This is a genomic window from Acidovorax sp. Root217, from assembly GCF_001428645.1.
Classification (GTDB): Bacteria; Pseudomonadota; Gammaproteobacteria; order Burkholderiales; family Burkholderiaceae_C; genus Acidovorax.
The window spans coordinates 261,452-284,590 of record NZ_LMIH01000016.1; the positions used below are offsets into that span (position 1 = coordinate 261,452).

Consider the following 23,139-nt stretch of genomic DNA (forward strand, 5'->3'; position numbering starts at 1 on the left):
GGTGGCGGTGCCCACGCATCTTCACCAGCATCCGGGCCACCACCTCACCGCGGTGGCTTTTTTCATTGGGTCCTACCGTAAGCTGTCGCCCATGACGATCACCTCTTTGCTCCCCCGTCGCATCGCCTACCTGGTAGGAGCGCTGGCACTGGCTGGTGCGTTGGCGGGCTGCGTCTCCAACCCGGCCCTGCAAAGTGCCCGCCTCGACAGCACGCCACGCATCGCCGTCATCTCGGCCTTTGCCCCCGAGATCACGGTGCTGCTGCCCCAGGTGCAGCAGCCCGCCAGGCACAGCGTCAACGGCGTGGAGTTCACCACCGGCACGCTGCAGGGCAAGCCCGTGGTGGTGTTCCTCTCGGGCATCAGCATGACCAATGCGGCCATGAACACGCAGCTGGTGCTGGACCGTTTCAACGTCAGCCACATCGTCTTTTCCGGCATTGCCGGCGGCGTGAACCCGGGCCTGCACATCGGCGACGTGACCGTGCCTGCGCGCTGGGGCCAGTACATGGAGTGGCTGATGGCGCGCGAAGACCAGCCGGGCAAGTACACGGCCCCGGGCTGGATGCAGGCCGAGCTCACCCTGCCCGCCTTCGGCATGATGCACCCGCGCCCGGTGGAGGTGCGCTCGGCTGCCAACCCAAAAGTCACGCAGAAATTCTGGTTCGAGGCCGACCCGCGCATGCTGGCCGTGGCCAATGGCCTGGCCGCCGTGCCCCTCGCCCACTGCCACGCCAGCCACTGCCTGAAGGAGCGCCCGCGCATGGTGGTGGGCGGCAATGGCGTGTCGGGCCAGGCCTTCGTGGACAACAAGGCCTTCCGCGAATACGCGTTCAAGACCTTCGAGGCGAATGTGCTCGACATGGAGACCGCCGCCACCGCCATGGTGGCGCACAGCAACGGCGTGCCCTACATCGCCTTCCGCTCGCTGAGCGACCTGGCGGGCGGCGGCGATGGCGCCAACGAGATGGACACCTTCATGCACCTGGCGGCCGCCAATTCGGCCAAGGTTCTGCAGGCCTTCCTGGCCGCCTGGAAGTAGCCCGATCCATGTCCATGGAGCCTGCTGAAACCGTTCTTCGCCTCACCGGCATCACCAAGCGCTTCGGCAAGCTGGTGGCCAATGACGGCATCGTCCTCACGCTGGGGCGTGGGGAGGTGCTGGCCCTGCTGGGCGAGAACGGCGCGGGCAAGTCCACGCTGATGTCCATTCTGTTCGGCCACTATGTGGCGGACGAGGGCAGCATCGAAGTCTTCGGCAAGCCCCTGCCCCCGGGCCAGCCGCGCGCCGCGCTGGCCGCCGGCATCGGCATGGTGCACCAGCATTTCACGCTGGCCGACAACCTCACCGTGCTGGACAACGTGCTGCTGGGCAGCGAGCCGCTGTGGCAGCCCTTCTCGCGCCGCAGCGCCGCACGCGAGAAGCTGCTGGCCGTGTCCGCCCGCTTCGGCCTCCCCGTGCAGCCCGACGCGCGGGTGGGCAGCCTCTCGGTGGGCGAACGCCAGCGGGTGGAGATCCTCAAAGCCCTGTACCGCGGCGCGCGCATCCTGATCCTCGACGAACCCACTGCGGTGCTCACCCCGCAGGAGAGCGAGGCCCTGTTCCACACCCTGTCGCAGATGGTGGCCCAGGGCCTGTCCATCATCTTCATCAGCCACAAGCTCGCTGAGGTGCTGCGCGTATCGCACCGCGTGGCCGTGCTGCGCCAGGGCAAGCTCGTGGCCGAGGCGCCCGCACAGGGCACCACGCAAGGGCAACTCGCGCAGTGGATGGTGGGCCATGCCATCGAGGCCAGCGAACGCAGGCCCGCCAAAAGCGTGGGCGCGCCGGTGTGCACGCTGGCCGACGTCTCCACGGAGGCCACCGGCCGCGACCGGCTGCAGCGCGTGTCGCTCACCCTGAATGCGGGCGAGATCGTCGCCATTGCCGGTGTCTCGGGCAATGGCCAGGTGGCGCTGGCCGATGTGCTGTGTGGCGTGCGCGCTGCCAGCACCGGCCAGGTCACGCTGCTGGGTGCACCGCTGCAGGCCAAGCCCGCCTGGGTGGTGGACCAGGGCGTGGCCCGCATCCCCGAGGACCGCCATGCCGTGGGCGTGGTGGGTGACCTGCCGGTGTGGGAGAACGCCGTGTCCGAACGCCTGCGCAGCCACTGGTTCGCCTACCCCTGGTTCCGGGCCTTCTGGGTCAAGCGCGGCGCTGCGCGCCAGCACGCCCAGCGCGTGGCCGAGACCTTCGACGTGCGCGGCGGCGGGCCCGACACCCCGGCCCGCGCGCTCTCGGGCGGCAACATGCAAAAGCTCATCCTGGGCCGCGCCCTGCTGCCGCCGTATGACGCCCACCAAAGCGCACCCGCCCCGCGCCTCATCGTGGCGCACCAGCCCACCTGGGGCCTGGACATCGGCGCCGTCACCTTCGTGCAGCAGCAGCTCATCAACGCGCGCGACGGGGGTGCGGCCGTGCTGCTGATCTCGGACGACCTCGACGAAGTGCTGGCCCTGGGTGACCGCGTGGCGGTGATGCACGAGGGGCACCTGAGCGAAGCGCGGCCCGCCGAGGGCTGGACACGCGAGGCCATCGGGCTGGCCATGGCCGGCTCTGCCCCCTGACCCTTTCCATCTGCCCATGAGACTCGAAAAGCGCAACCATATCTCCCCCGCCGCCTACGTGGCGGCGCCGGTGGGTGCGGTGGCGTTCACCCTGCTCATCAGCGGCCTGCTGGTGCTGTGGGCCGGTGCGCCCGTAGGCCGCACCTACGGGCTGCTGGTACAAGGCGCCTTCGGCTCGGTGTTTGCCCTGACCGAGACGCTGACGCGCGCCACGCCGCTGATCCTGACCGGGCTGGCGGCCGCCGTGGCCTTCCGTGCGCGGCTGTTCAACATCGGGGCCGAGGGGCAGCTCTACGCGGGCGCGCTGGCCGCCGTGGCTGTGGGCGGCCTGCATGGCGGCACGGGGCTGGAATGGTCGACTTGGCTGCTGTTCCCCCTCATGATGCTGGCAGCGGCCCTGGCCGGGGCCTTGCTGCTGCTGGGCCCGGCACTGATGAAGTCGCGCCTGGGGGTGGACGAGGTGGTGACCACGCTGCTGCTCAATTTCATCGCCCTGCTGCTGGTTTCGGCCCTGCTCGATGGGCCCATGAAGGACCCGCTCTCCATGGGCTGGCCGCAGAGCGTGGCGCTGCAGGGTGACATGGAGCTGTCCAAACTGGTGCCGCAGACGCGCCTGCACACGGGGCTGCTGTGGGCCATCGGCCTTGCGCTCATGCTCTGGGCCATTTTGCGGCGTACGGTTCCGGGCTTCGACATCCGTGCGGCGGGCGCCAATGCGCGCGCGGCGGCGTTCGCGGGCGTGCCCATCACCCGCACCGTCGTGCTGGTGGCCCTGCTCTCGGGCGGGCTGGCGGGGTTGGCCGGCGCCATCGAGGTGGCGGGCCGCACGGGCTACGTCACGCTCGACATGTCACCGGGCTATGGCTACAGCGGCATCGTCATCGCCATGCTGGCCGGGCTGCACCCTTTGGGCGTGATCGCGGCGGGCACCTTCGTGGCTGGCGTGCTGGTGGGGGCCGACAGCATGAGCCGCGCGGTGGGCGTGCCCACCTACATCGCCGACGTGATCGTGGCTACCTCGCTGATCGCGGTGCTGGTGGCCACCCTGCTCACGCAGTACCGGGTGAAGTGGAAATGACCGAGCTGCTCGACATCCTGGCCAACCCGGCCTTCTGGATCGCCACCTTGCGCGTGGCCACGCCGCTCATCCTGGGCACGCTCGGTGTGCTGCTGTGCGAGCGTGCCGGCGTGCTCAACCTGGGCATTGAGGGCATCATGGTCGCGGGCGCCTTCACGGGCTGGCTCGCGGTGTATGCCGGCTACGGCCTGTGGACCGGGGTGCTGGTGGCGGCGCTCACGGGCGCGGTATTCGGGCTCTTGCATGCCTGGCTCACCGTGGGGCTGGCGCTGTCGCAGCATGTCTCGGGCCTGGGCATCACGCTGCTGGCCACGGCGCTCAGCTACTACGGCTACCGGGTGAGCTTTCCCAAGGTGAACACGCCGCCCACCATCGAGCCGTTTGCGCCGATGGAATGGCTGGGTGTGCCCATTCTCTCGGCGCAGACGCCGCTCACGCTGCTGGCGCTGGCCCTGGTGCCCATACTGGCCTGGGTGCTCATGCGCACCCCGCTGGGCCTGGCCGTGCGCATGGTGGGCGAGAACCCGCAGGCGGCCGAAGGCCAGGGCCTGTCGGTCGCGGCCACGCGCACGGGCGCCATCGTGGCGGGCTCGGCGCTGATGGGGGTGGCGGGCTCCTTCCTCACGCTGTCGGCGTTCAACGCCTTCTTCTTCAACATGGTCAACGGGCGCGGCTGGATCTGCGTGGCACTGGTGGTGTTTGCCTCGTGGCGGCCCGGCAAGGCACTGCTGGGCGCCCTGCTGTTCGCCTTTTTCGATGCATTGCAGCTGCGCCTGCAGCAGGCCGGCGATGCCTGGCTGCCCTACCAGTTCTACCTGATGCTGCCCTACCTGCTGTCCATCCTGGCGCTGGTGCTGATGGCCCGCAAGGCGGCCTACCCGCAGGCGCTGATGAAGCCCTACCGCAAGGGCGAACGGTGAGCGCGGCGCGATGCCTGGCAGCGCTGGCACTGGTCTGCGGCGCGCCCGCCCTTGCCCTGGGCATGGATGTGCCCTACGAACGCTTTGCCACCGCCGACGCGGTGGACTGGGTGCAGGTCTGCGGCCAATGGCCCACGCGCAAGAACGAGGGGGTCTACCGCATCGTGCATGGCTCGCAGTACGCGCAGTCGTTTCTGTACCTGCAGTGGATGCAGCGTGACGACAACGGCACGCTGCAGGCGGTACACACCCGGAGCATCGCCGAGCTCAACAACGACCATGCGGAAATCACCCTGACCCGCATCGCCTGCCGCAGCACGCGCACCGGCATCCGCATTACCGCGCAGGCCCGCTCGGGGCACGAAGACAGGCTGCGCAGCATCACCATCGCGGCCGGCCACCGGCCTGGCGTCTACCGCTACACGCCCACCCCCAGGCGGTGATGTGATCGAACACCCCACACTGGCCCTGCCCTCTGCCGTCCTGGCCCGCTGGCAGCACACCACCACCGACGACAGCCCTACCACGGTGCTGCCCGATGGCTGCAGCGACCTCATCCTGCACATCGATGCCCAGGGCGCATGCGGCTGGCATATCTCCCCGTTGGGCAGTACGGCCCTGCAAGTGCCCGGCCGTGCGGGCGAGCTGTGGCTGGGGTACCGCCTGCAGCCAGGTGTGAGCATCCAGCACACGCCACTGCTGTCCGCCGCGCAGGCCCTGTGGCAGCAGGCGCAGGAGCACGCGCGCGCCAGCGCTGCGCCCCCCTGCGTCGATACGGCGCTGGAAACTGCGGTCCTGGAGGCCATCGACACCCATGTGCACCTGGACTTGCGTGCCCAGGAGGCCCTGCACACCCTGGCCCATGCCCCATCCGTGGGCCAGGCGGCCAAGTCGCTCGGCGTATCGGAACGCAGCCTGGAGCGCATGGCCCTGCAGGCCACGGGTCAGCCGCCGCGCTTTTGGCGGGCGCTGGCCCGCGTTCGCCGCGCGGCCCAGGCACTGGGCACCCATGCGCCCCTGGTCGCCATTGCAGCAGACCATGGCTATGCCGACCAGGCCCATTTCAGCCGCGACTGCCTGCGCTGGCTGGGCGCCACACCCATGCGGCTGCGCCAGTCCCCGGCGCTGCTGGCCACGGTCGCGCAGGCGGGCTATGGGTAATCAATCCGCAGGCGGCGGCCCCATGGGCGTACACAGTTCCACCAGCGCATCGTTGATGTCGGCCACATAGGCCACCGTCTGGCCCCAGGGCATCTGCTCGGGCGCCTGTACCAGGCGGGCTCCGGCGGCCACGGCACGCTCCACCGCGGCGGCCACGTCCGCTGTGGTGAATGCGATCTCGAAGCTCGGTGCGCCGGCCGAGGCCCGCTGCGGGTTCTTGCCCAATTCGGTCATCAGGCGCAGCGACGAGAAGGCCAGCGCCGTGGCACCCGTGTCTAGTTCGCCAAAATCCCCGGCCTCGTGCACGAAGCGGCGCTTGAGCCCAAAGGCGGCCTCGTAGAAGGCAATGGTGCGGGGCACGTCTTCGACGTAGAGAATGGTGTAGCCAAATTGCATGGAAGAATTCCTTCAAGAAGAACGGTCTTGGACAAGCTTAGGGCCGCCCAGGCCCCCGGTCTTGAACAAACCCGACAAATCCGCACCAGCACATGGGCCCTGCCGCCAACGGCAACCTGAAGCACCCTCTACACTGGCAAATACCGCCCCCACTCACCATCACCCGCCCATGCTCGATCTGCTCATCCACAACGCCGCCCTGCCCGACGGCCGCAGCAACATGTCCGTTGCCGTGCAGGACGGGCGCATCACCGAAGTGACCGAAGGCCTGCAGGCACCGGCGAACGAGACGCTGGACGCCGGCGGCCTGCTGCTGAGCCCGCCCTTCGTGGACGCACATTTCCACATGGATTCCACGCTGAGCTACGGCCAGCCGCGCGTGAACCAGAGCGGCACCCTGCTCGAAGGCATTGCGCTGTGGGGTGAGCTCAAGCCGCAGCTCACGCACGAAGCCATCGTGCAGCGCGCGCTGCAGTACTGCGACTGGGCCGTGGCCCAGGGGCTGCTGGCGATCCGCTCGCATGTGGACACCAGCGAACCGAGCCTGCTGCCGGTGCGCGCGCTGCTCGACGTGAAGCAGCGCGTGGCGCCCTACCTCAACCTGCAGCTGGTGGCCTTTCCGCAGGACGGCGTGCTGCGCTCCGCAGGCGGGCTCGACAACCTCAAGCGCGCGCTTGACCTGGGCGTGGACGTGGTGGGCGGCATCCCCCATTTCGAGCGCACCATGGCCCAGGGGGCCGAGAGCGTGAGAATTCTGTGCGAGCTGGCAGCCAGCCTGGGCAAGCGGGTGGACATGCACTGCGACGAGTCGGACGACCCGCTCTCGCGCCATGTGGAAACCCTGGCGCATGAAACCCACCGCCTGGGCCTGCACGGCCGCGTGGCGGGCTCGCACCTCACGTCGATGCACAGCATGGACAACTACTACGTGAGCAAGCTCATTCCGCTGATGGCCGAGGCGCAACTGGGCGTGGTGGCCAACCCGCTGATCAACATCACCCTGCAGGGCCGGCACGACACCTACCCCAAGCGCCGCGGCATGACGCGCGTGCCCGAACTGATGGCCGCCGGCCTCACCGTGGCCTTTGGGCACGACTGCGTGATGGACCCCTGGTACGGCGGCGGCAGCGCCGACATGCTCGAAGCCGCCCACATGGGCCTGCACGTGGCCCAGATGACCAGCCAGGCGGCGATGCGCCAGTGCTTCGAGGCGGTGACCACCAATCCCGCAAAACTGCTGGGCCTGGAAGGCTACGGCCTTGCCGTCGGCTGCCATGCCGACTTCGTGCTGCTGCACGCGCGCAACCCCGTCGAGGCCATCCGCCTGCGGTCTGCCCGCCTGGCGGTGTACCGGCGTGGCCAGAAGATCGCCAGCAGCCCCGCACCCGTGGCCCGCCTGGCCCTGCCCGGCAGGCCGGACAGCGTGGGGTTTCTGGCGGAGTGATCAGTGCGCTGGGCCAGCCAGGCTGAGCGTAACCACCCCGGCCACCACCAGCACCAGTCCGGCGAACCGAATGCCCGAGAGCGGCTCACCAAACAGCGCCATCCCCAGCAGCGCCGTCAACGCCAGTCCGCTGCCTGCCCACACCGCATAGGTGGTGCCCATGCCGATGTGCTTCATGGCCAGTGACATCCACCACACCGCCAGCACGTAGCAGGCCCCAGCGGCCACCGAGGGCGCCACGCGGGACAAGCCATCCGATTGCCTGAGCGCCACGGTACCAGCCACTTCAGAGGTGACACTGGCCGCCAGCAACAGCCAGGCCAGGGGTTTTGCTTCCAACAGATACGCCAACGCCATAGGCACTCCATATGCCCGCCAGCCGCTTGTACCGAGCGGAGCGAACAGACAGACGACAGGAAAGCGGTACCCGAAAGGAATGAGAAGAACGAGCGGCGGTGAGTCTACACGGCTTCGCGCAGGTGCCTGTGACAGAGGGGGCCGTGGCCGGCACATCCCCCGCAGTGCCACCGATGCTCAGAGAGCGGGCACGGCATTGGCTGCCGCCACCGCCCTCTCGGGCGCCTGCACCACCTCCACCCGGTTGCGCCCGCGCTTCTTGGCCAGGTACATGGCCTCGTCGGCACGCTGCAGTGCTGCATCAGGCGTGTCACCCGCAGTGCACAGGGTGACTCCGATGCTCACCGTCAGTGCAATCGGCCCCCGGGCTGTGGGCATCGGCTGTGCGGCGACCATGGCGCACAGGCGCTCGGCCACGATGCAGGCTCCCTCGTAGCCGGCGTTCGGCAGCACGATGGCGAACTCTTCTCCTCCCAGTCGGCCCAGCACGTCTTCACGGCGCAGGCAGCGGTTGGCCAGCAGCACGAAGTGGCGCAGCACCTCGTCGCCGCATTGGTGGCCCCAGGTGTCGTTGACCTTCTTGAAGTGGTCCAGATCGATCACCAGCACGGGGGGCCCGCCCCCCGCCGTGCGCTGGGCATGGCTCATGGCCTTGTCCAGCAGGGTCAGAAAGGCCCGGCGGTTGAACACATTGGTCAGCGGGTCCACCTCGGCCAGGTGCCGCAGTTCGCTGGTGATGAATTCATTGGCCAGCATCAGCGTGCCAAAGGCAAGCAGCAGCAGCGCCACCAGGGACTCCAGCACCACGAACTGCGAGATCTGGGCCACCACGGTCGCGTTCAGCGGCCCGTCCATCGGGCCGTCTCCCAGGGTGAACAGCAGCGGTCGCAGCAGCAGGAACAGGCCATGCCCCCCGGCAGCCGCCGCGAACATGTAGCGGGCAGGCACCAGCCCGATGCCCCCATGGGCCAGCGTGCGGGCCGTCAGCAGGAAGAACACCCCGGCCCCCAGGCCCGCAAAGACGAAGCGCATGCCCAGATGCGGTCGCACCACGGTGAAATAGACCGCAAGCAGCACCAGCGCCCCTATGGCCACTGCCGCATATCCATGCCACACCGTACGCCGCCCCATATAGGCACGGGCGCCCAGCAGGCACAGGTAGGCCGCCAGTGACACCGACCCCTGCGAGAGCACCACCGACACCACCTCGGGCAACTGCCCGCGCGCCAGCAAGCCCACGCCGAACACGAAGGCAAAAAAATAAGACAGCATCCACAGCCTCAGGCCCGGGATATTCCTGTTGAAGTGCCACATCGCAAACAGCACGGCGGTGACCAGTGCAGACAGGATGGCAGCGAGGATGACGAGTGTGGGACTGTGCACTGAGGGTTAAAGGCTGGCGGTTTTCGGGCGCGCGCGTTGGTCGAGCAACAATCAGTGATGGAATGCCGATGGGGCCCCAATGTTACCCTTGCGCCATGACCGGTGTCTGACTGTGTTGCTGCAGGTTTGCTGAAAACAAACACCTGTGCCAGCCCGCATCCAGAGAAATGGCTGCGCACCACGCCCCGCCCTGCAGCCACGCGCCTTCACCATGATCGCCACGCACTCGCCCATCCTCATCGCCCATCCTGACGCGACCATCCTTCCACTGCGGCAAAGACGGAATCGAGGAGATCGCCTACCAGGACACCGAGCACTACCGGTGACCCTTGATTTCCTCATGGACCCGCAACGCATGCTGGACCAATTGTTCGCGCAGTAGCGCTCCAACCCACCGGGAGAACCCCGCCTTGGCCATCGATCACAGCATCCCGACGGCACTGCACAGCGACGGAGCACGCTTTCGCGGCGCTTTCAGCGGCGATGGCAGCGTGATGTCGGGCACCTGGTCGCTGCAGGCCCAGGGCAGCGCGAACTGGGAGCCGTGGATGAGCGTGGTGCTCAGGCAAGAAAGCCGCGTGGGCTGAAGGCCTGCCACAAGGAGACCGCCGCCATGCGCAGACACGCGACCGCCTTCATTGCCGCGTTGACTTTCAGCGACGCCACCAGGGCCGAAGCCGCCCTGACGGACCTGATCCTCCCGATACCCAAGATCATCCTCATGGGCCTCTACCAGGAGCTGGCACGGCCCTGGGTGCTGGGCACCATCTGGGGGATCGCTGCGCTGTGCTGGGTGGCGTATTTCGTGACCGGCCGCGATGCGGTGGGCGACCTGATGGACCGATTCAGCCGCCCGGGCAAATCCCTGTTCAACCCGACCACCTACGGCGCCATGGGCTTCGTGGCCGTCGCGTCGCTGGTCTACGTTCTCATCGGCTACGCGGTATGGGGCTCGCCTCCAGAGCGCCGTGAAAGCCCGGCCTACCAGCACAATGCAACCAGGCAACCAGCCAAGCCCCGCGTCAAGCACACCTTGCCCTACCCCTACGGCAAGTCGCCTCGCAATGCCCGGGGCGAATGGCCGAGCTCCAGCGACACCCTGCCCGACCAGCCCTACCTGGCCTATGGCGGCAGTGCCATCCTGCTGCTGCGCAACCCCGGGGATGAAGGCCTCTGGGCACGCCTGTGCGCGGCCGACGCCGATCCATGCGTTCCGCTGAGGCAGATCTACCTGGAGCCCAGGCACGGCTACAGCACCGAACGGCTGGACGCAGGCCGCTACCGGGTCATCTACACCCAGACCAGCGGAAAGAACCTGTCGGGAAGCAGCGCCGCCTTCCATCTGGGCAAGAACCCGGCGGGCGCCGAAACGGTGGTCCTGTCGGACTTTCAGCAATAGGCGACAGGCCGGGCGGCCCGCCAGCCGTCAGCCCGCCACCACGTTGCACTCCCGGCGCAGCAGCGCCAGGGCATCGTGCATCTGGTAGTCCATGTCGCTCAGCAGCGTGGCCTGCGACTCCTGCACGAAGCTGTTCCACAGGTCCACATAGTCGGCCTGGCGTGCACCAGGCGCATTGGCGCGGATGAAATCCGCGGCCAGCGCGGGCTGCCAGCCGCTCTTGCGCAGCTTGCGCACCAGGCTGGCGGCGGTCTTTTCGGTCAACACCGTCTTCTTGGGCGTGGCGGTGGCCAGGCACAGGAACAGGGTGAGCAGGCTGGGCTCGTCCTCGTTGCCCTGCACCGTCTTCGTCCAGGTCTTGCTGGCGGGCTGGGGCGCATCGCCCTCCTCGTCCAGATCGGCCAGGTTGCGGTGGTAGTCGTCCACCTCGGCCAGCGGGTCGTCGAGCAGAAAGTAGCGCGCGCGAAAACTGCTGGTGGCACGCAGCAGGTTGCGCAGCGGCGTGGCGGCGTCCAGCAGCTTGGGCAGGTCGGCCAGCACGCTGGCGTGCTGGGCCTGCACCACGTCCCGCAGGTCGGCAGGCAGGCCGGGCGGCAGCGACAGCCGGACCTGGTCGGCCGTGGTCTTCTTCTTGCGGTGGGCGGTCGCGATTTTTTCGAACACCACGGCGTTGGGCCAATCACCTACCTTGGGGGCCAGGGCCTGCAGCAGCAGGCCGGCGCGGACCACGGCCTCGGCGTCGGCGCCCGACTCTTCGAGCGCATCGTCGTCCAGGTCGTACTGCTCGGCCATCCACCGGGCGGCGCTGATGGCCGCTGCGATCTGGCTGCGGCGCGCCAGCTCGGCGCGGTAGTCGGCATGGCTGCGCAGGGACCACACGGCCAGCAGCGGCGTTTCGGCGTCGGCATAGCCGCCCATGCCGAAGTTGCTGCTCTCGGGCATGGCGATCAGGCGCTTGAGCATGTCCGAGCCGCCCTTGGAGCGCGACAGGAAGGAGTTGTCGCGCAGCGATACCGCCGCCTTCTGCAGGTCGCCATCCGTGGTGTCCAGGAGGAACAGGCTGATCAGGTTGACCATGCGGTCACGGGCCTTTTCCAGCTCCGGGCGCAGGAACTCGCTGCCGAAGTAGCGTGCGATCTGCACCATGCCCTTGGGGGCGTCGGTGTTCATTGCCGCCAACTTCGCCGCGTCGATGATGCCGTGCGCCACGCCGTGGGCCAGGGCCTTTTCAAAGAACGGGCGCGCATCGTGCAGTTGCAGCGCGTTGGCGGCTGCAGGCGGATCGATGGCAGGAGATGTATCGTGCGCGGTCATGGTCGCTTAAATCGCCGATTCCTCGTCGGAAGCGCGCGCAGCGGGCGTGGCCTTGCCGCGGTCGGTCTCGCTGGTCTCGAACTTGCCGTCGTCCTCTTCCGCCGCCTCGTCGCCCTCCTCCAGGCCCAGGTCGAAGGCACGGGCCTTGGCGCGCAGCACCAGCAGGGTTTCGATGAACAGGTCGCGGCACTCGTAGCGCAGCAGCCAGGCCATCTGCATCCAGTCGCGGTCGGCCACCTCATCCTGGTCGATGCGCGGCTGCACATAGCCCGAGGCCAGCAGTTCGTCGTCGGTCAGCGTGGGGCCGTAGTCTTCCACCGCGTCGAAAGTGCCGGTGCGGGCAAAGGCCTCGATGCGGCTCCACTTTTCGGCAAAGTAGTTGGCCAGGGCCTCGCTGCCGCCCTCCAGGTCGCCAATGGCGGTGAGGAAGGCCACCGGGTCGGCATCGTCGCGGAACACCACGGCGTTGACCATGTTGCGCAGGTGCGTGTGGGTAAGGTCCTTGTACTGCTTTTCGAGCACCATGGCGCGCGCAAACTGCTCGGGCGTGACCAGCAGGTTGACCACCGAGGCCTTGGAGTCGTCGTACTCGCGCATCACGGCCAGGATGTCCTTGGGCGCAAGCTGGTCCAGCACCACCATCAGGGCGTTGTCGCCATCGGTGTCGGCCAGCTCGGCCAGCGCCGACTCGGCGCCCACGATGTCGCCTGCGGCGATGAGGCTGGTGGTCTTGGTGATCAGGGCCAGGTGGTTGTTGCTCATGGTCAGTCCTTGCGGTCAAAGCCTACGTCGGACAGCCAGTTGTCGCTGGCCTCGTCGCGGGAGCGGGCGTTGTGCGGGTCGGCGGCGTCGTCGGCGCTCAGGTTGTCGTAATCGTCGTCGTGCTCGGCGGCATCTTCATCGTCGCCCTCTTCCTCGGCTTCGGCATGCTGGGCCGCAGGCGCCAGGCGCGAATGCACCTGCAGGTATTCGAGGCCCGCTGCCACGGCCATGAAGCGCTCGCCACCGGGTTCGGCCAGCACCGTCTTGGCCAGGCTGGCGGCCCAGGGTTCGAGCAGCACGGCGCCATCGGCCAGGGTGCCCCAGGCCGGCAGGTCGTCAGCGCCCCGGCCGATCAGGCTCTCCAGCGCGGCAGGCCGCGCAAAGCGAAAGCCCTGGTGGAAGACCACGGCCACCATCTCGGGTGCCAGCTCCATCATCTGCACGAGAAAGGCGATTTCGCTGCGCTTTTGCGTGAGCCGCTTGCGCAGCACGTCCTTGCCTTCGGAATCCTGGGTCAGGTCATCGAGCTCGGCCTGGTAGGCCGAACGCAGGTCATAAAAATAAGGAGAGAGTTTCACGAAGGAAGAATGCCTTGGGTATAGGTGTGCCAGATTTCCTGGGCGGTCTGCAGCGGGTCGTCCAGCAGGTTGCGGCGGCGGTTGTCGTCGTAGGCCTGGCGGGCTTCGTCGTCGGACAGCACGTCGTAGGCCTTCTGCACCAACTGGAAGCGCTGCGCAGCATCGGGCGCCGGGTTGCGGTCCGGGTGGTAGAAGGCCGCCTTCTGGCGGTAGGCCTTCTTGATGTCGGCGAGCGAGGCGTTGGCCGCCAGCCCAAGGGCAGCGTAGTGGTCTGCGGTCATGGATTTGAAGGGTTGCTGCGGCCAGGCGCTAGGAGCGTGAGCGGAAGAAGGCATCGAAGCGAAACGCTCGAAAACCGAGGATCGCTGGGTAGCACCGACAAGCCCAGGGTGGACCCCTGGGCGCAGGAAGTGATACCCGGCGAGACCGGTTTGTCGAGCGTTGCAGCCGATGCTCCTTCTGCCGCGCACGCTCCTAGCCTCGCAGCCACCAGCCTTTTAACCACCCAGGCTCACGTAAACGTTCTGCACGTCGTCGTTGGAGTCGATGGCGGCAAGAAAGGTTTCCACCTCTTCCAGCTGTTCTGCAGTGAGGTTGGCGGGGTTCACCGGGTTCTTGGGCTTGTAGCCCAGCTTGGCCGACAGCACCGTGAAGCCCTGGGCCGGCAACGCGCGGCTCACCAGGTCCAGATCGGTCGGGTCGGTCCAGAAGGTGGTGGTGCCTTCTTCGTCGCCGGCTTCAAAGTCCTGCGCACCGGCCTCGATGGCGGCCAGTTCGGGGTCGGCACCGGCGCTGGCGGGCTCGGCTTCGATCATGCCCACATGGTTGAAGTCCCAGGCCACCGAGCCGGAGGTACCCAGTTGGCCCTTGCGGAACAGCACGCGCATCTCGGGCGCGGTGCGGTTGACGTTGTCGGTCAGGCACTCGACCATCACCGCAACCTGGTGGGGGGCAAAGCCCTCATAGATCACGTGTTCGTAGTTGACCGCGTCGGCGCCCGTGCCCGAGCCCTTCTTGATGGCGCGCTCCAGCGTTTCCTTGGGCATGGAGACCTTGCGGGCCTGCTCGACCACGAGGCGCAGGCGTGCATTGCCGGCCGGGTCGGCACCGCCGCGGGCAGCGACCATGATTTCCTTGACCAGCTTGCCAAACAGCTTGCCCTTGGCATCAGCGACCTGTGCCTTGCCTTTTGCTTTCCACTGCGCGCCCATGTTGGATCTCTTCCTAGGTGGTGTATTGGTTGTTGGCGCGCCAAGGCGCCCAAATGGAGGTCAAGGGCTGGGATCGGGGGCCGCAGGGCGTTGTAAAAAAGCCGCAGGACACAACCCAGCCGAACCCTGTAGGGTACCACTGTCACACCATCGGCCCGCAGGTATTTGTGCATGCCCCTGCCGGGGTAATCTCGGAGCCTGCAATCTTCGTGGAGACCGGATGCTCAACACCCTGTGGCTGGGTTTTTTCATCATTGCTGCCGTGGCGGCCTTCGCCCAGTGGCTGGTGGGCGGCAATGCGCAGATCTTCGGCGCCATGGTCGAGGCACTGTTCGCCATGGCCAAGCTGTCGGTCGAGGTGATGGTGCTGCTGTTCGGCACGCTCACGCTGTGGCTGGGCTTTTTGCGCATTGCCGAAAAGGCCGGCATCGTCGACGCCCTCGCCCGCTGGCTGGCGCCGCTGTTCGCCAAGCTCATGCCCGAGGTGCCGCGCGGCCACCCGTCGCTGGGGCTGATCACGCTGAACTTTGCCGCCAACGCCCTGGGGCTGGACAACGCGGCCACGCCCATGGGCCTGAAAGCCATGCGCTCGCTGCAAGAGCTCAACCCCCGGCCCGATACCGCCACCAACGCGCAGGTCCTGTTCCTGGTGCTCAACGCATCCTCGCTCACCTTGCTGCCGGTGACCATCTTCATGTACCGCATGCAGCAGGGCGCGCCAGACCCGACGCTGGTGTTTCTGCCCATCCTGCTGGCCACCTCCGCCTCCACCCTGGTCGGGCTCGTGACGGTCGCCATCGTGCAGCGGCTGCCGCTGTGGCACCCCGTGGTGCTGGCCTACCTGCTGCCCGTGGCGCTGGTGCTGGGCGGCTTCATGGCCCTGCTGACCACCCTGAGCGCGGCGGCGCTGGCCAGCCTGTCGTCGCTGCTGGGCAACCTCACGCTGTTCTCGCTGGTGGTGCTGTTCGTGGTGCTGGGCGCCTGGCGCAAGGTGGCTGTTTACGAGGCTTTCATCGAGGGTGCGCGCGAGGGCTTCGAGGTGGCCAAGGGCCTGCTGCCCTACCTGGTGGCCATGCTCTGCGCGGTGGGCGTGTTCCGCGCCTCGGGCGCGCTGGGCTATGTGCTCGACGCGATCCGCTGGTGCGTGGAGGCGGTCGGCGCCGACACGCGCTTTGTGGACGCCCTGCCCACGGCCCTGGTCAAGCCCTTCTCGGGCAGCGCCGCCCGCGCCATGCTGATCGAGACCATGCAGACCCAGGGCGTGGACAGCTTCGCCGCGCGCGCAGCCGCCATCATCCAGGGCAGCACCGAAACCACTTTCTATGTGCTGGCGGTGTACTTCGGCGCGGTGGGCATACAGCGTGCACGGCATGCGGTGGCGTGTGCGCTGCTGGCGGAGCTGGCCGGGGTCATCGCAGCGATTGCTGTCTGCTACTGGTTTTTTGGCTAAAGCGCCACTGCATCCACCCGCCTTTCACTCCCCGGCGACCGCCCCGACCAGCGCTTGTACGCCCGGCTGAATGCCGCCTCCGACTGGTAGCCCAGGCTGTCGGCCAGTTCGGCCAGTCGCACCTGGCCCTCCTGCAGGCGCGACTGGGCCAGCGCCATGCGCCACAGGGTCAGGTACTGCATCACCGGCATGCCCACCGATGCCGCGAAGCGCGCGGCAAAGGCAGAGCGCGACATGGCTACGGCGCTGGCCAGCGAGGCCAGGGTCCACGGGTTCCCAGGCTGTTCGTGCATGAGCACCAGGGCCGGGCCAAGCTGAGCATCCTGCAGGGCGCCCAGCCAGCCGGTGCGCGCGCCCGGGTCGTTCTGCAGCCAGGTGCGGATGGCCTGCAGCACCAGCACGTCGGCCAGGCGTGTGGCCACGGCCTCGCCGCCGGGTTTGAGGTGCTGCACCTCGTCCTGCAGCAGGGCCAGGATGGGCGAGAGCCAGTTCGATGGCGAGAGCGCCTGGCCGCTCAGCACGATCTGGCGCGGCAGCGCATGCACCAGGCGGCGAGCCAGCACGTCGTCGAAGCGCACCGCGCCGCAGACCAGCGAGACAGGCACGGTGCCTTCACCATGGCGCATGATTTCGAAGCGGCCACCGAGCTGCACGCGCGGCAGGTCGAAGAAGGCATCGGCCCGTGACGTGGCGGTGGACAGCAGGTCATGCCCTTCGCCGCGCGGCACCAGCGCGAAATCGCCCGCACGCAGCAGCACGGGCTCGGTGCCCGGCACACGCAGCCAGCATTCACCGGCCGTGATGGCATGGAACATCAGGCAACCCGGAATCGGCGGCAGCGCGATGCCCAGCGGCGGGTGCAGGTACGAGTAGCAATAGATCACGCCCGTCATGCGCAACAGGTGCAGGGCCCGGCCCAGCGGGTCGGTGGCGGCAGAGGCGGCTTCAACCTGGATATCCATGCCACATCCTAAGCCGGTCTGGACGAATGATCAATAAACACCGACCTTTCATCATTGGCATGCCTGCCACTCCCCAAGACACTGGACGCCTGTTTGTTCAACAACCCCTTGGAGTTCCACATGTCAGACATCGCAGTAATGGGTGCCACCGGCCACACGGGCAGCGTGATCGCCCGCAACCTCCTCGCGCTGGGCCACCGCGTGCGCGCCATGGGCCGCTCGGCCGAGCGGCTCGACGCCTTGCGCCAGCAGGGTGCGCAGGTGATCGTGGGCGACTGCGCCGACCCGGCCTACCTGACCCGCGCCTTCGAAGGCGCCGACGCCGTGTACGCCATGATGCCCTTCGACCCCACGGCCCCCGGCTTCATGGAACTGCAGCGCGCGCAAGGCTGGGCCATGGTGGAGGCATTGCAGGCAGCCCGCGTGCCCCATGTGGTGGCGCTCAGCAGCCTGGGCGCAGACCAGCCCACTGGCACCGGTGTACTGACCAGCCTGTACGAGCAGGAGCAGCGCCTGCGCACGCTGCAGCAAAGCCATGTGCTGATGCTGCGCCCGGCCATGTTCTTCGAAGGCCTGTTCAACCTGCTTCCCCGCGTGAAGTACGGCGGCAGCCTGGCCGATGCCTTCGCGCCCGGCCTGCCTATCCCCATGATCGCCACGCGCGACGTTGCCCATGCGGCCACCGGGGCCCTGGACCAGCGCAACTGGACCGGCCACAGCGTGCGCGAGCTGCTGGGGCCCGGGGACCTGAGCCACGACCAGCTTGCAGCCTTCGTGGGCGGGGTGATCGGCCAGCCGGCGCTGGCCTACCAGCAACTGCCCTATGACGACGCCGCCCAAGGCATGGCCGCAGCCGGCATTGCGCCGGACCTGGCCCGATTACTCACCGAGATGGCGCGCGGCCTGAACGAGGGACGCGTGCGCTCGCTGGAAGGGCGCAGCGCGCGCAACACCACCGCCACCCCGCTGCAATCCCTGGCCCCGGCGCTCAAGGAAGTGTACGAGGCCCTGCACTGAAAAGCACAAAGGCCACGGCAATGTTCCTTGCCGTGGTCGATGGAGATGTCTTTCCCGGGGTTAGCCCAACGCCGTATCCAGCACCATCATGATCACAAAGCCCAGCATCAGCCCGCCGGTCGCCCAGGCCTCGTGCCCCTTGCGGTGCGACTCAGGGATGATCTCGTGGCTGATCACGAACAGCATGGCGCCGGCAGCAAAGCCCAGGCCCCAGGGCAGCAGGCTCACCGAGTAGCTGACCACGGCGGCTCCGGCCACCGCGCCGATGGGCTCCACGAGGCCCGAGGCCATGCCCAGCCCCACCGCCAGCCAGCGCTTGTAGCCAGCGGCCAGCAGCGCCACGGCCACGACCAGGCCCTCGGGCACGTCCTGGATGGCGATGCCGGTGGTCAATGCGCTGGCACGCATGGCGTCGCCACTCGCATAGCCCACGCCGATGGCCAGGCCCTCGGGCAGGTTGTGCAGCGCGATGGCGAACACGAAGAGCCAGGTACGTCGCAAGGTGCGCGAGGTCTGGCCCTCCACGCCCTTGATGAAGTGCTCGTGCGGCAGCAGGCGCTCCATCAACAGCAGCACCAGCGCACCCAGCAGGATGGCGGCACCCATGGTGCCACCCGCCTCCCAGGCCCCTGCCCCGGCGGCGCGCGAGGCATTGATGCCCGGGATGATGAGCGAGAACGAGCAGGCCGCGAGCATCACCCCGGCGCCAAAGCCGAACATGGTGTCCTGCGTGCGCTCGGAAATGCGCTGCGACAGCATCACCGGCAAGGTGCCCAGGGCCGTGGCCAGGGCGGCAGCGCTGCCGCCCAGCAGGGCCGACAGCACCACCGGCTGGCCCGCAATCCACTGCCAGATCTGCCAGGTGCCGACCACGCCCCCGGTCACCACGATGGCCAGCCCCAGCCACTGGCGCCAGTGCAAAGGCTGCTGGCGGGCAGCCGGGGTCAGGCCGGCCGGCAGCGCGGCGTGGTCGGGGGATGGCGGGGGAACAACGGGCATGGTGTCGGCTCCGGGAGGCATCTGGTCAGGGTGCAAGGCGCAGTGCCGGTCGGCTCAGCCGCGCGCCAAGGCGTAGCGGCGGGCCACCTCGGCCCAGTCCACCACGTTATAGAACGCCGCGATGTACTCGGGGCGGCGATTTTGGTACTGCAGGTAGTAGGCGTGTTCCCACACGTCCACGCCCAGGATGGGGGTGTTGCCCGACGGCAGGCCGGCCATCAGCGGGCTGTCCTGGTTGCCCGAGCTCTCCACCACCAGCTTGCCGGCGCTGGTCACCGACAGCCAGGCCCAGCCGCTGCCAAAGCGCGTGAGCGCCGCCTTGGTGAAGGCCTCCTTGAACGCGTCGAAGCCACCCAGCTCGGTGGCAATGGCCGCCGCCAGCTCGCCCTGCGGCACGCCGCCGCCTGTGGGGGACATCACGGTCCAGAACAGGCTGTGGTTGGCATGGCCGCCGCCGTTGTTGCGCACGGGTCCCTGCAGGTTCTCGGGCAGTTGCACCAGGCCGGCCACCAGCTCATCGATCGGCAGGCCGGCATGGGGCGTGCCTTCCAGCGCTGCGTTCAGGTTGTTGATGTAGGTCTGGTGGTGCTTGGTGTGGTGGATCTCCATCGTGCGGGCATCGATGTGGGGTTCCAGCGCATCGTAGGCATAGGGCAAGGCGGGCAGCGAATAGGGCATGGGTTCCTTTCAGGGGTGGGGAAGAAGAAGAAAAAACTCAGTGGGCCGCGCCCTGCAGCACGCCCGAAGCAGCGGCCAGCACGGCGGTGATGTCGGGGTGCGCGCCATGCGCCTGCACATGGCGCACCAAGGCGGCGTGGGTTTCACGGCTGTGGCGCCACGCGGCCTGCTGCAACGCAGTGCCCCGGCTGCCATCGGCCATCAGGCCCAGCAGCGTGGCGTGCACGCTGCACAGCAGTTGCGTGCATTCCTCCAGTGCGCCGGCCTCGACCTGCAGGTCGGCCAGGTTCAGGTGCGAGACCACCAGGGCGGCAATGCAGTCGTCCTCGCGGCCGGCCGGGGGGACCTGGGCGATGCGCAGGGCAATGACCAGCGCCTGCTGCTGGTAGGCCAGCGCCATCACGGGCTGGTCCATGCGCAGCGCCGCATTGGCGCGCTGCAGCGTGCGCTCCCAATGGGCCAGCGTGGCGGGCTCGGGCGCCAGGGCGTCCCGGGCAGCGGCTGCGTTGGAAGAAATGGATGCGGTACGCGGGTCCATGGCAATGCTCCTGGTGGGAGCCTTTTGCGGTGGACGGGGCGTAGCGTACTCAGGCAATTAAATGATATGCATTCTCATTCGTATTGTCTAGTGAGGGGTCTTTGGGGCTGAAGCGCGCCGCGCAGAGTCACACACTTCGCGCGTGATAAATGGTGTTCTCGTGAATTAAAGCCAACGAGAGGGAATTACGGGGAAGGGAACGGCGCTTTGCCCAAAGTCCTGCTCATCATCTCGTCGTGGACAGGGTGCAACTGCCAAGGTTGTCCAGTGAGGATCAAGGCGCCATCCCGTTGAATGGCCAAGCGCCTCGCCTTTTCAGCGCCTCCCTCCGAGATGAGCACTATCCATTCGGTGTTTAGATAGATCATGCTGTAGGACGTCCTGCCCCCTCTGACATCGCGCTTCGGGTAACCGTTCGCCTGAAAAAGGGTGCCGTCTTGCAGGCTAAAGAGGACGAGACCGGCGACGGCGTATTGCTGCGGCTCGCCAGGATCTCCAGTCAGAATCATTTGCCGCAAGACATTCTCATGCGGTCCCAGCTTTACGCCTGCTAACTCTGGCAAGCCACTTATGCCGGCTCGAAACAAATTCAGTAGATGAATCAGCTTGAAGGTTGAGTAATCCACCTTCGCTTGGATCATCCGGCCAGATGTCCAGGGCGCCTTTGGTCGGAAGTGTTTCCAAGCATTTCTGAAAGGCTTTTCGTACCTGTCATTGCAAAGCGTTTCACATGCACTGCACAGCAATTCCTCCTTCAGACCGTCCTGAAGCGGTTCCACGCCATACCGCCCCTTCCCGTGGACTTGCAGCAAGTGTCCTTTTTCACCGCGAAGGGGTTTCACCACCGCCTTCGGAAAAATATGACTGTTTTGAAGCATGCCCTCTTTGAGGCATAGCTTGCAAAGGCCTTGTTTCATCGCTCCTCCTCGCTCGTTGGTCAGAACAGGCCCGCAGGCTCGCCCAAGCGGTACCAACTGTATATGACCAACTCGCCGCGCTCCACCCGGTTGGCGCCGCCACCCAAGGTGTAGTCGATGCGCAGCTCCTCCATGTCGTATGCCGCGAAGCGCTCGCGGATGGCTGGATGGTCGGTGATGTTGATTTCGGCCTTGCCCTTGGTGTGTTGAGCTTGGCCGCGATCAGCTCATACTGCTCACTGGGGCGCCGGACACCGTAGCCCAACGTCGACGCAGGCGGCCAAGTCGAGTTGCTGTAGACGCCGTTGGCGAGGCGAAGTTGGGCGGCGCTAGGGTTCTCCTCGATGCGCAGCAGGTGACACTGGGACCGGTTGTGGCGATGCCCTCGCGCTGCAGGCGGGCCGGCAGATCGGCGCATCGATCGCCATGGACGACTTCGGCACCGGCTATTCGAGCCTGTCCATGCTCGAATCCATCGACATCGACACGCTCAAGATCGACCGCATCTTCATCGCCAGCATTGGCGCGCAGGCGGCCATCAGCCCGGTCACCACGCACATCATCGAGATGGCGCAGAAGCTGGAGCTGGACTTGATCGCCGAGGGCGTGGAAACCCAGTTCCAGGCCGACTTCCTGCGCGAGCGCGGCGTGCGCCATGCGCAGGGCTGGCTGTTTGCCAAGGCCATGCCGCTGGCCGAGCTGCTGGCGGGGCTCAAGGCCCAGGCGGGTCGATAGCTCGGCTCAGGCGCCCTTTCCGCTCTTCTATGCTGGCGGCAGCACGCTGGCGCACACCCGCTGCAGCGCAGCGATGGTCGCATCGCGTGCGCCCGGGTGCCCATCGGCCGGGTGGCGCGCAAGCCAGCGCGCCAGCTCGTTGATGGCGCCATTCAGGGCCGAGGCGCAGGCATCCACTTCCAGGGCAGACAGGCCCGTGGGTGCCAGGATCTCCGTGACCACGGCATGCAGCTGCTGGTAGCCATGGCGAGCATCGAGCTCTGCCCAGGCCTGGGCACCCAGCACCGAGGGGCCGTCGATCAGCAGCACCTGGCGCGGGCCGGGGTGGGATACGGCGTCGATCCAGGCCAGCGCGCCTGCCATCAGTTGGTCTGCAGGATCGACCTGGCCGTCGGTCGCCCCGTCGATGGCGGCACTGAGCTCGGCATGCACGGCCTCGCAGACCGCGACGAACAGGTCTTTCTTGTCGCGAAAGTGGTGGTACAGCGCGCCGCGCGTGAGGCCTGTGGCCACCAGCAGCGCCTCGGTGGAGGTGGCGGCATAGCCATCCCGCTCGAACAGCGCGCGCGCCGCTGCGATGAGCCGGGTGCGTGATTGGGCGCCCTGCTCCAGCCGCCGGTTGCCCGCAGCGGGCCTGGAACTGGATTTTCCTATTGACATACAGACTGTACGTATCTATATTTTATTGAACATACAGACAGTATGTACCCGATTGACATCTGCGGTCATCCCATCCTCGCCACAGGAGCCCCATGCCAACCCCCTCCCCCGCCACCCTTTCGCAACTGACCTCGGCCTACCCCCTGGTCACCACCTCCACCGTGCAGGCCTCGCGCGACTTCTTCGTGCAGCATCTGGGCTTCGAAGTGGTGTTCGAGGCCTCGTGGTTCGTGCTGCTGTCGCGCGGCAGCACCGAGGGCGGCACCACCTCGATCACTTTCATGGCGCCCGACCACCCTTCGCGCCCGCCGGGCCCCGAGGTCTTCAGCGGCCAGGGCCTGCTGCTCACCCTGCAGGTGGAAGATGCCCGACGCGAAGAAGCCCGCCTGCGTGCGGCCGGCGTGGAGATCGCCTACGCCGTGCAGCACGAGCCCTGGGGCCAGGTGCGCTTTCAGGTGCGCGACCCCTCGGGCCTGGTGCTCGACATCGTGGAGCAGGCCGAGCCTGCGCCTGGCTTCTGGGATGACTATGTGAAGTGACTTCAGGGGCACCCAGCGGTCTCGCCCGCGAGCA

The 23,139-nt window shown here is 67.4% G+C and carries 27 protein-coding genes and 1 pseudogene; 13 read left to right on the forward strand and 15 right to left on the reverse strand.

Translation table 11 applies throughout. The annotated features are described in order from the left end of the window. Positions 1 to 91 precede the first annotated feature (91 nt). The 6 genes from ASE31_RS18040 to ASE31_RS18065 are packed head-to-tail and all read left to right on the forward strand — an operon-like array spanning position 92 to position 5,766. Complete coding sequence (locus tag ASE31_RS18040) at positions 92 to 1,042, forward strand: 5'-methylthioadenosine/S-adenosylhomocysteine nucleosidase (protein ID WP_082604229.1); 951 nt, start codon at positions 92 to 94, stop codon at positions 1,040 to 1,042. A 14-nt stretch (positions 1,043 to 1,056) separates the two neighbouring features. Further along, positions 1,057 to 2,607 (forward strand): ABC transporter ATP-binding protein, encoded by a 1,551-nt coding sequence (locus ASE31_RS18045; RefSeq protein ID WP_057203275.1) that lies wholly within the window; start codon positions 1,057 to 1,059, stop codon positions 2,605 to 2,607. Between the two features lie 16 nt (positions 2,608 to 2,623). Next, entirely contained in the window at positions 2,624 to 3,685 is a 1,062-nt protein-coding gene (locus ASE31_RS18050) for an ABC transporter permease (RefSeq protein WP_057203190.1), read from the forward strand. After that, positions 3,682 to 4,605 carry an ABC transporter permease gene (locus ASE31_RS18055; RefSeq protein WP_057203191.1) on the forward strand — a complete coding sequence of 308 codons (924 nt, stop codon included), beginning with the start codon at positions 3,682 to 3,684 and terminating at the stop codon, positions 4,603 to 4,605. The genes ASE31_RS18050 and ASE31_RS18055 overlap by 4 nt, the downstream gene beginning before the upstream one ends. After that, complete coding sequence (locus tag ASE31_RS18060) at positions 4,602 to 5,048, forward strand: hypothetical protein (protein ID WP_057203192.1); 447 nt, start codon at positions 4,602 to 4,604, stop codon at positions 5,046 to 5,048. The genes ASE31_RS18055 and ASE31_RS18060 overlap by 4 nt, the downstream gene beginning before the upstream one ends. Before the next feature lies 1 nt (position 5,049). Then, entirely contained in the window at positions 5,050 to 5,766 is a 717-nt protein-coding gene (locus ASE31_RS18065) for a helix-turn-helix domain-containing protein (protein ID WP_057203193.1), read from the forward strand. Here the strand turns inward: ASE31_RS18065 and ASE31_RS18070 are convergent, their stop codons facing one another. Continuing rightward, positions 5,767 to 6,162, reverse strand: a complete 396-nt coding sequence (locus ASE31_RS18070) for a VOC family protein (RefSeq protein WP_057203194.1) — start codon at positions 6,160 to 6,162, stop codon at positions 5,767 to 5,769. A 169-nt stretch (positions 6,163 to 6,331) separates the two neighbouring features. Here ASE31_RS18070 and ASE31_RS18075 point away from each other — a divergent pair, with 169 nt between their 5' ends. Continuing rightward, positions 6,332 to 7,606: an amidohydrolase family protein gene (locus tag ASE31_RS18075; RefSeq protein ID WP_057203195.1), complete on the forward strand. Its 1,275-nt coding sequence runs from the start codon at positions 6,332 to 6,334 to the stop codon at positions 7,604 to 7,606. Here the strand turns inward: ASE31_RS18075 and ASE31_RS18080 are convergent, their stop codons facing one another. Both ASE31_RS18080 and ASE31_RS18085 read right to left on the reverse strand, forming a co-directional pair. Beyond that, positions 7,607 to 7,945 (reverse strand): multidrug efflux SMR transporter, encoded by a 339-nt coding sequence (locus tag ASE31_RS18080; RefSeq protein WP_057203276.1) that lies wholly within the window; start codon positions 7,943 to 7,945, stop codon positions 7,607 to 7,609. It lies immediately after the preceding gene. Between the two features lie 195 nt (positions 7,946 to 8,140). Beyond that, on the reverse strand, positions 8,141 to 9,235 hold the full coding sequence (locus ASE31_RS18085) for a GGDEF domain-containing protein (protein WP_235514591.1): 1,095 nt from the start codon (positions 9,233 to 9,235) through the stop codon (positions 8,141 to 8,143). A 521-nt stretch (positions 9,236 to 9,756) separates the two neighbouring features. On the opposite strand from ASE31_RS18085, the gene ASE31_RS31735 reads away from it, so the two are divergent. Both ASE31_RS31735 and ASE31_RS18090 read left to right on the forward strand, forming a co-directional pair. Further along, positions 9,757 to 9,933 (forward strand): hypothetical protein, encoded by a 177-nt coding sequence (locus tag ASE31_RS31735; protein ID WP_157412542.1) that lies wholly within the window; start codon positions 9,757 to 9,759, stop codon positions 9,931 to 9,933. A 26-nt stretch (positions 9,934 to 9,959) separates the two neighbouring features. After that, positions 9,960 to 10,745 carry a hypothetical protein gene (locus ASE31_RS18090; protein ID WP_057203197.1) on the forward strand — a complete coding sequence of 262 codons (786 nt, stop codon included), beginning with the start codon at positions 9,960 to 9,962 and terminating at the stop codon, positions 10,743 to 10,745. A gap of 27 nt (positions 10,746 to 10,772) precedes the next feature. On the opposite strand, the gene ASE31_RS18095 is transcribed toward ASE31_RS18090, so the two are convergent. The 5 genes from ASE31_RS18095 to ASE31_RS18115 form a co-directional block, all read right to left on the reverse strand. Beyond that, positions 10,773 to 12,059, reverse strand: a complete 1,287-nt coding sequence (locus tag ASE31_RS18095; protein ID WP_057203198.1) for a hypothetical protein — start codon at positions 12,057 to 12,059, stop codon at positions 10,773 to 10,775. A gap of 6 nt (positions 12,060 to 12,065) precedes the next feature. After that, positions 12,066 to 12,821, reverse strand: coding sequence for a hypothetical protein (locus tag ASE31_RS18100; protein ID WP_057203199.1), 756 nt, complete (start codon positions 12,819 to 12,821; stop codon positions 12,066 to 12,068). 2 nt (positions 12,822 to 12,823) lie between these two features. After that, complete coding sequence (locus ASE31_RS18105; RefSeq protein ID WP_057203200.1) at positions 12,824 to 13,399, reverse strand: hypothetical protein; 576 nt, start codon at positions 13,397 to 13,399, stop codon at positions 12,824 to 12,826. Continuing rightward, entirely contained in the window at positions 13,396 to 13,680 is a 285-nt protein-coding gene (locus ASE31_RS18110; protein ID WP_057203201.1) for a DnaJ domain-containing protein, read from the reverse strand. Before ASE31_RS18110 ends, ASE31_RS18105 begins: the two co-directional genes overlap by 4 nt. A 216-nt stretch (positions 13,681 to 13,896) precedes the next feature. Further along, positions 13,897 to 14,610, reverse strand: coding sequence for a YebC/PmpR family DNA-binding transcriptional regulator (locus ASE31_RS18115; RefSeq protein ID WP_057203202.1), 714 nt, complete (start codon positions 14,608 to 14,610; stop codon positions 13,897 to 13,899). A gap of 220 nt (positions 14,611 to 14,830) precedes the next feature. Here ASE31_RS18115 and ASE31_RS18120 point away from each other — a divergent pair, with 220 nt between their 5' ends. Beyond that, positions 14,831 to 16,060 (forward strand): nucleoside recognition domain-containing protein, encoded by a 1,230-nt coding sequence (locus ASE31_RS18120; RefSeq protein WP_057203203.1) that lies wholly within the window; start codon positions 14,831 to 14,833, stop codon positions 16,058 to 16,060. Here ASE31_RS18120 and ASE31_RS18125 read toward each other — a convergent pair. Next, the gene (locus ASE31_RS18125; RefSeq protein ID WP_057203204.1) at positions 16,057 to 17,022 is read right to left on the reverse strand and encodes an AraC family transcriptional regulator; all 966 of its coding nucleotides are present in this window, start codon (positions 17,020 to 17,022) and stop codon (positions 16,057 to 16,059) included. The two genes, ASE31_RS18120 and ASE31_RS18125, sit on opposite strands and share 4 nt — an antisense overlap. A gap of 120 nt (positions 17,023 to 17,142) precedes the next feature. Between ASE31_RS18125 and ASE31_RS18130 the strand changes: the two genes are divergently transcribed. After that, a complete protein-coding gene (locus tag ASE31_RS18130) occupies positions 17,143 to 18,039 on the forward strand; it encodes an NmrA family NAD(P)-binding protein (RefSeq protein WP_057203277.1) in 897 nt (298 codons plus the stop codon). A gap of 60 nt (positions 18,040 to 18,099) precedes the next feature. Here ASE31_RS18130 and ASE31_RS18135 read toward each other — a convergent pair whose 3' ends face one another. The 5 genes and pseudogenes from ASE31_RS18135 to ASE31_RS33145 all read right to left on the reverse strand — a co-directional run. After that, entirely contained in the window at positions 18,100 to 19,038 is a 939-nt protein-coding gene (locus tag ASE31_RS18135; RefSeq protein ID WP_235514593.1) for a ZIP family metal transporter, read from the reverse strand. 54 nt (positions 19,039 to 19,092) lie between these two features. After that, on the reverse strand, positions 19,093 to 19,716 hold the full coding sequence (locus tag ASE31_RS18140) for a superoxide dismutase (protein ID WP_057203205.1): 624 nt from the start codon (positions 19,714 to 19,716) through the stop codon (positions 19,093 to 19,095). Between the two features lie 37 nt (positions 19,717 to 19,753). Continuing rightward, entirely contained in the window at positions 19,754 to 20,254 is a 501-nt protein-coding gene (locus tag ASE31_RS18145; protein ID WP_057203206.1) for a hypothetical protein, read from the reverse strand. Between the two features lie 185 nt (positions 20,255 to 20,439). Beyond that, the gene (locus ASE31_RS31740; RefSeq protein WP_157412543.1) at positions 20,440 to 21,171 is read right to left on the reverse strand and encodes a hypothetical protein; all 732 of its coding nucleotides are present in this window, start codon (positions 21,169 to 21,171) and stop codon (positions 20,440 to 20,442) included. Between the two features lie 20 nt (positions 21,172 to 21,191). Continuing rightward, positions 21,192 to 21,564 (reverse strand): annotated as a pseudogene (locus tag ASE31_RS33145) (DNA adenine methylase); the annotation flags it as partial. Here ASE31_RS33145 and ASE31_RS18155 point away from each other — a divergent pair. Beyond that, positions 21,562 to 21,906, forward strand: a complete 345-nt coding sequence (locus ASE31_RS18155) for an EAL domain-containing protein (RefSeq protein WP_255357688.1) — start codon at positions 21,562 to 21,564, stop codon at positions 21,904 to 21,906. The pseudogene ASE31_RS33145 and the gene ASE31_RS18155 overlap by 3 nt on opposite strands. Before the next feature lie 27 nt (positions 21,907 to 21,933). On the opposite strand, the gene ASE31_RS18160 is transcribed toward ASE31_RS18155, so the two are convergent. Then, entirely contained in the window at positions 21,934 to 22,566 is a 633-nt protein-coding gene (locus ASE31_RS18160; protein WP_057203209.1) for a TetR/AcrR family transcriptional regulator, read from the reverse strand. Positions 22,567 to 22,658: 92 nt separating this feature from the next. Here ASE31_RS18160 and ASE31_RS18165 point away from each other — a divergent pair, with 92 nt between their 5' ends. Then, a complete protein-coding gene (locus ASE31_RS18165) occupies positions 22,659 to 23,105 on the forward strand; it encodes a VOC family protein (protein WP_057203210.1) in 447 nt (148 codons plus the stop codon). Positions 23,106 to 23,139 lie beyond the last annotated feature (34 nt).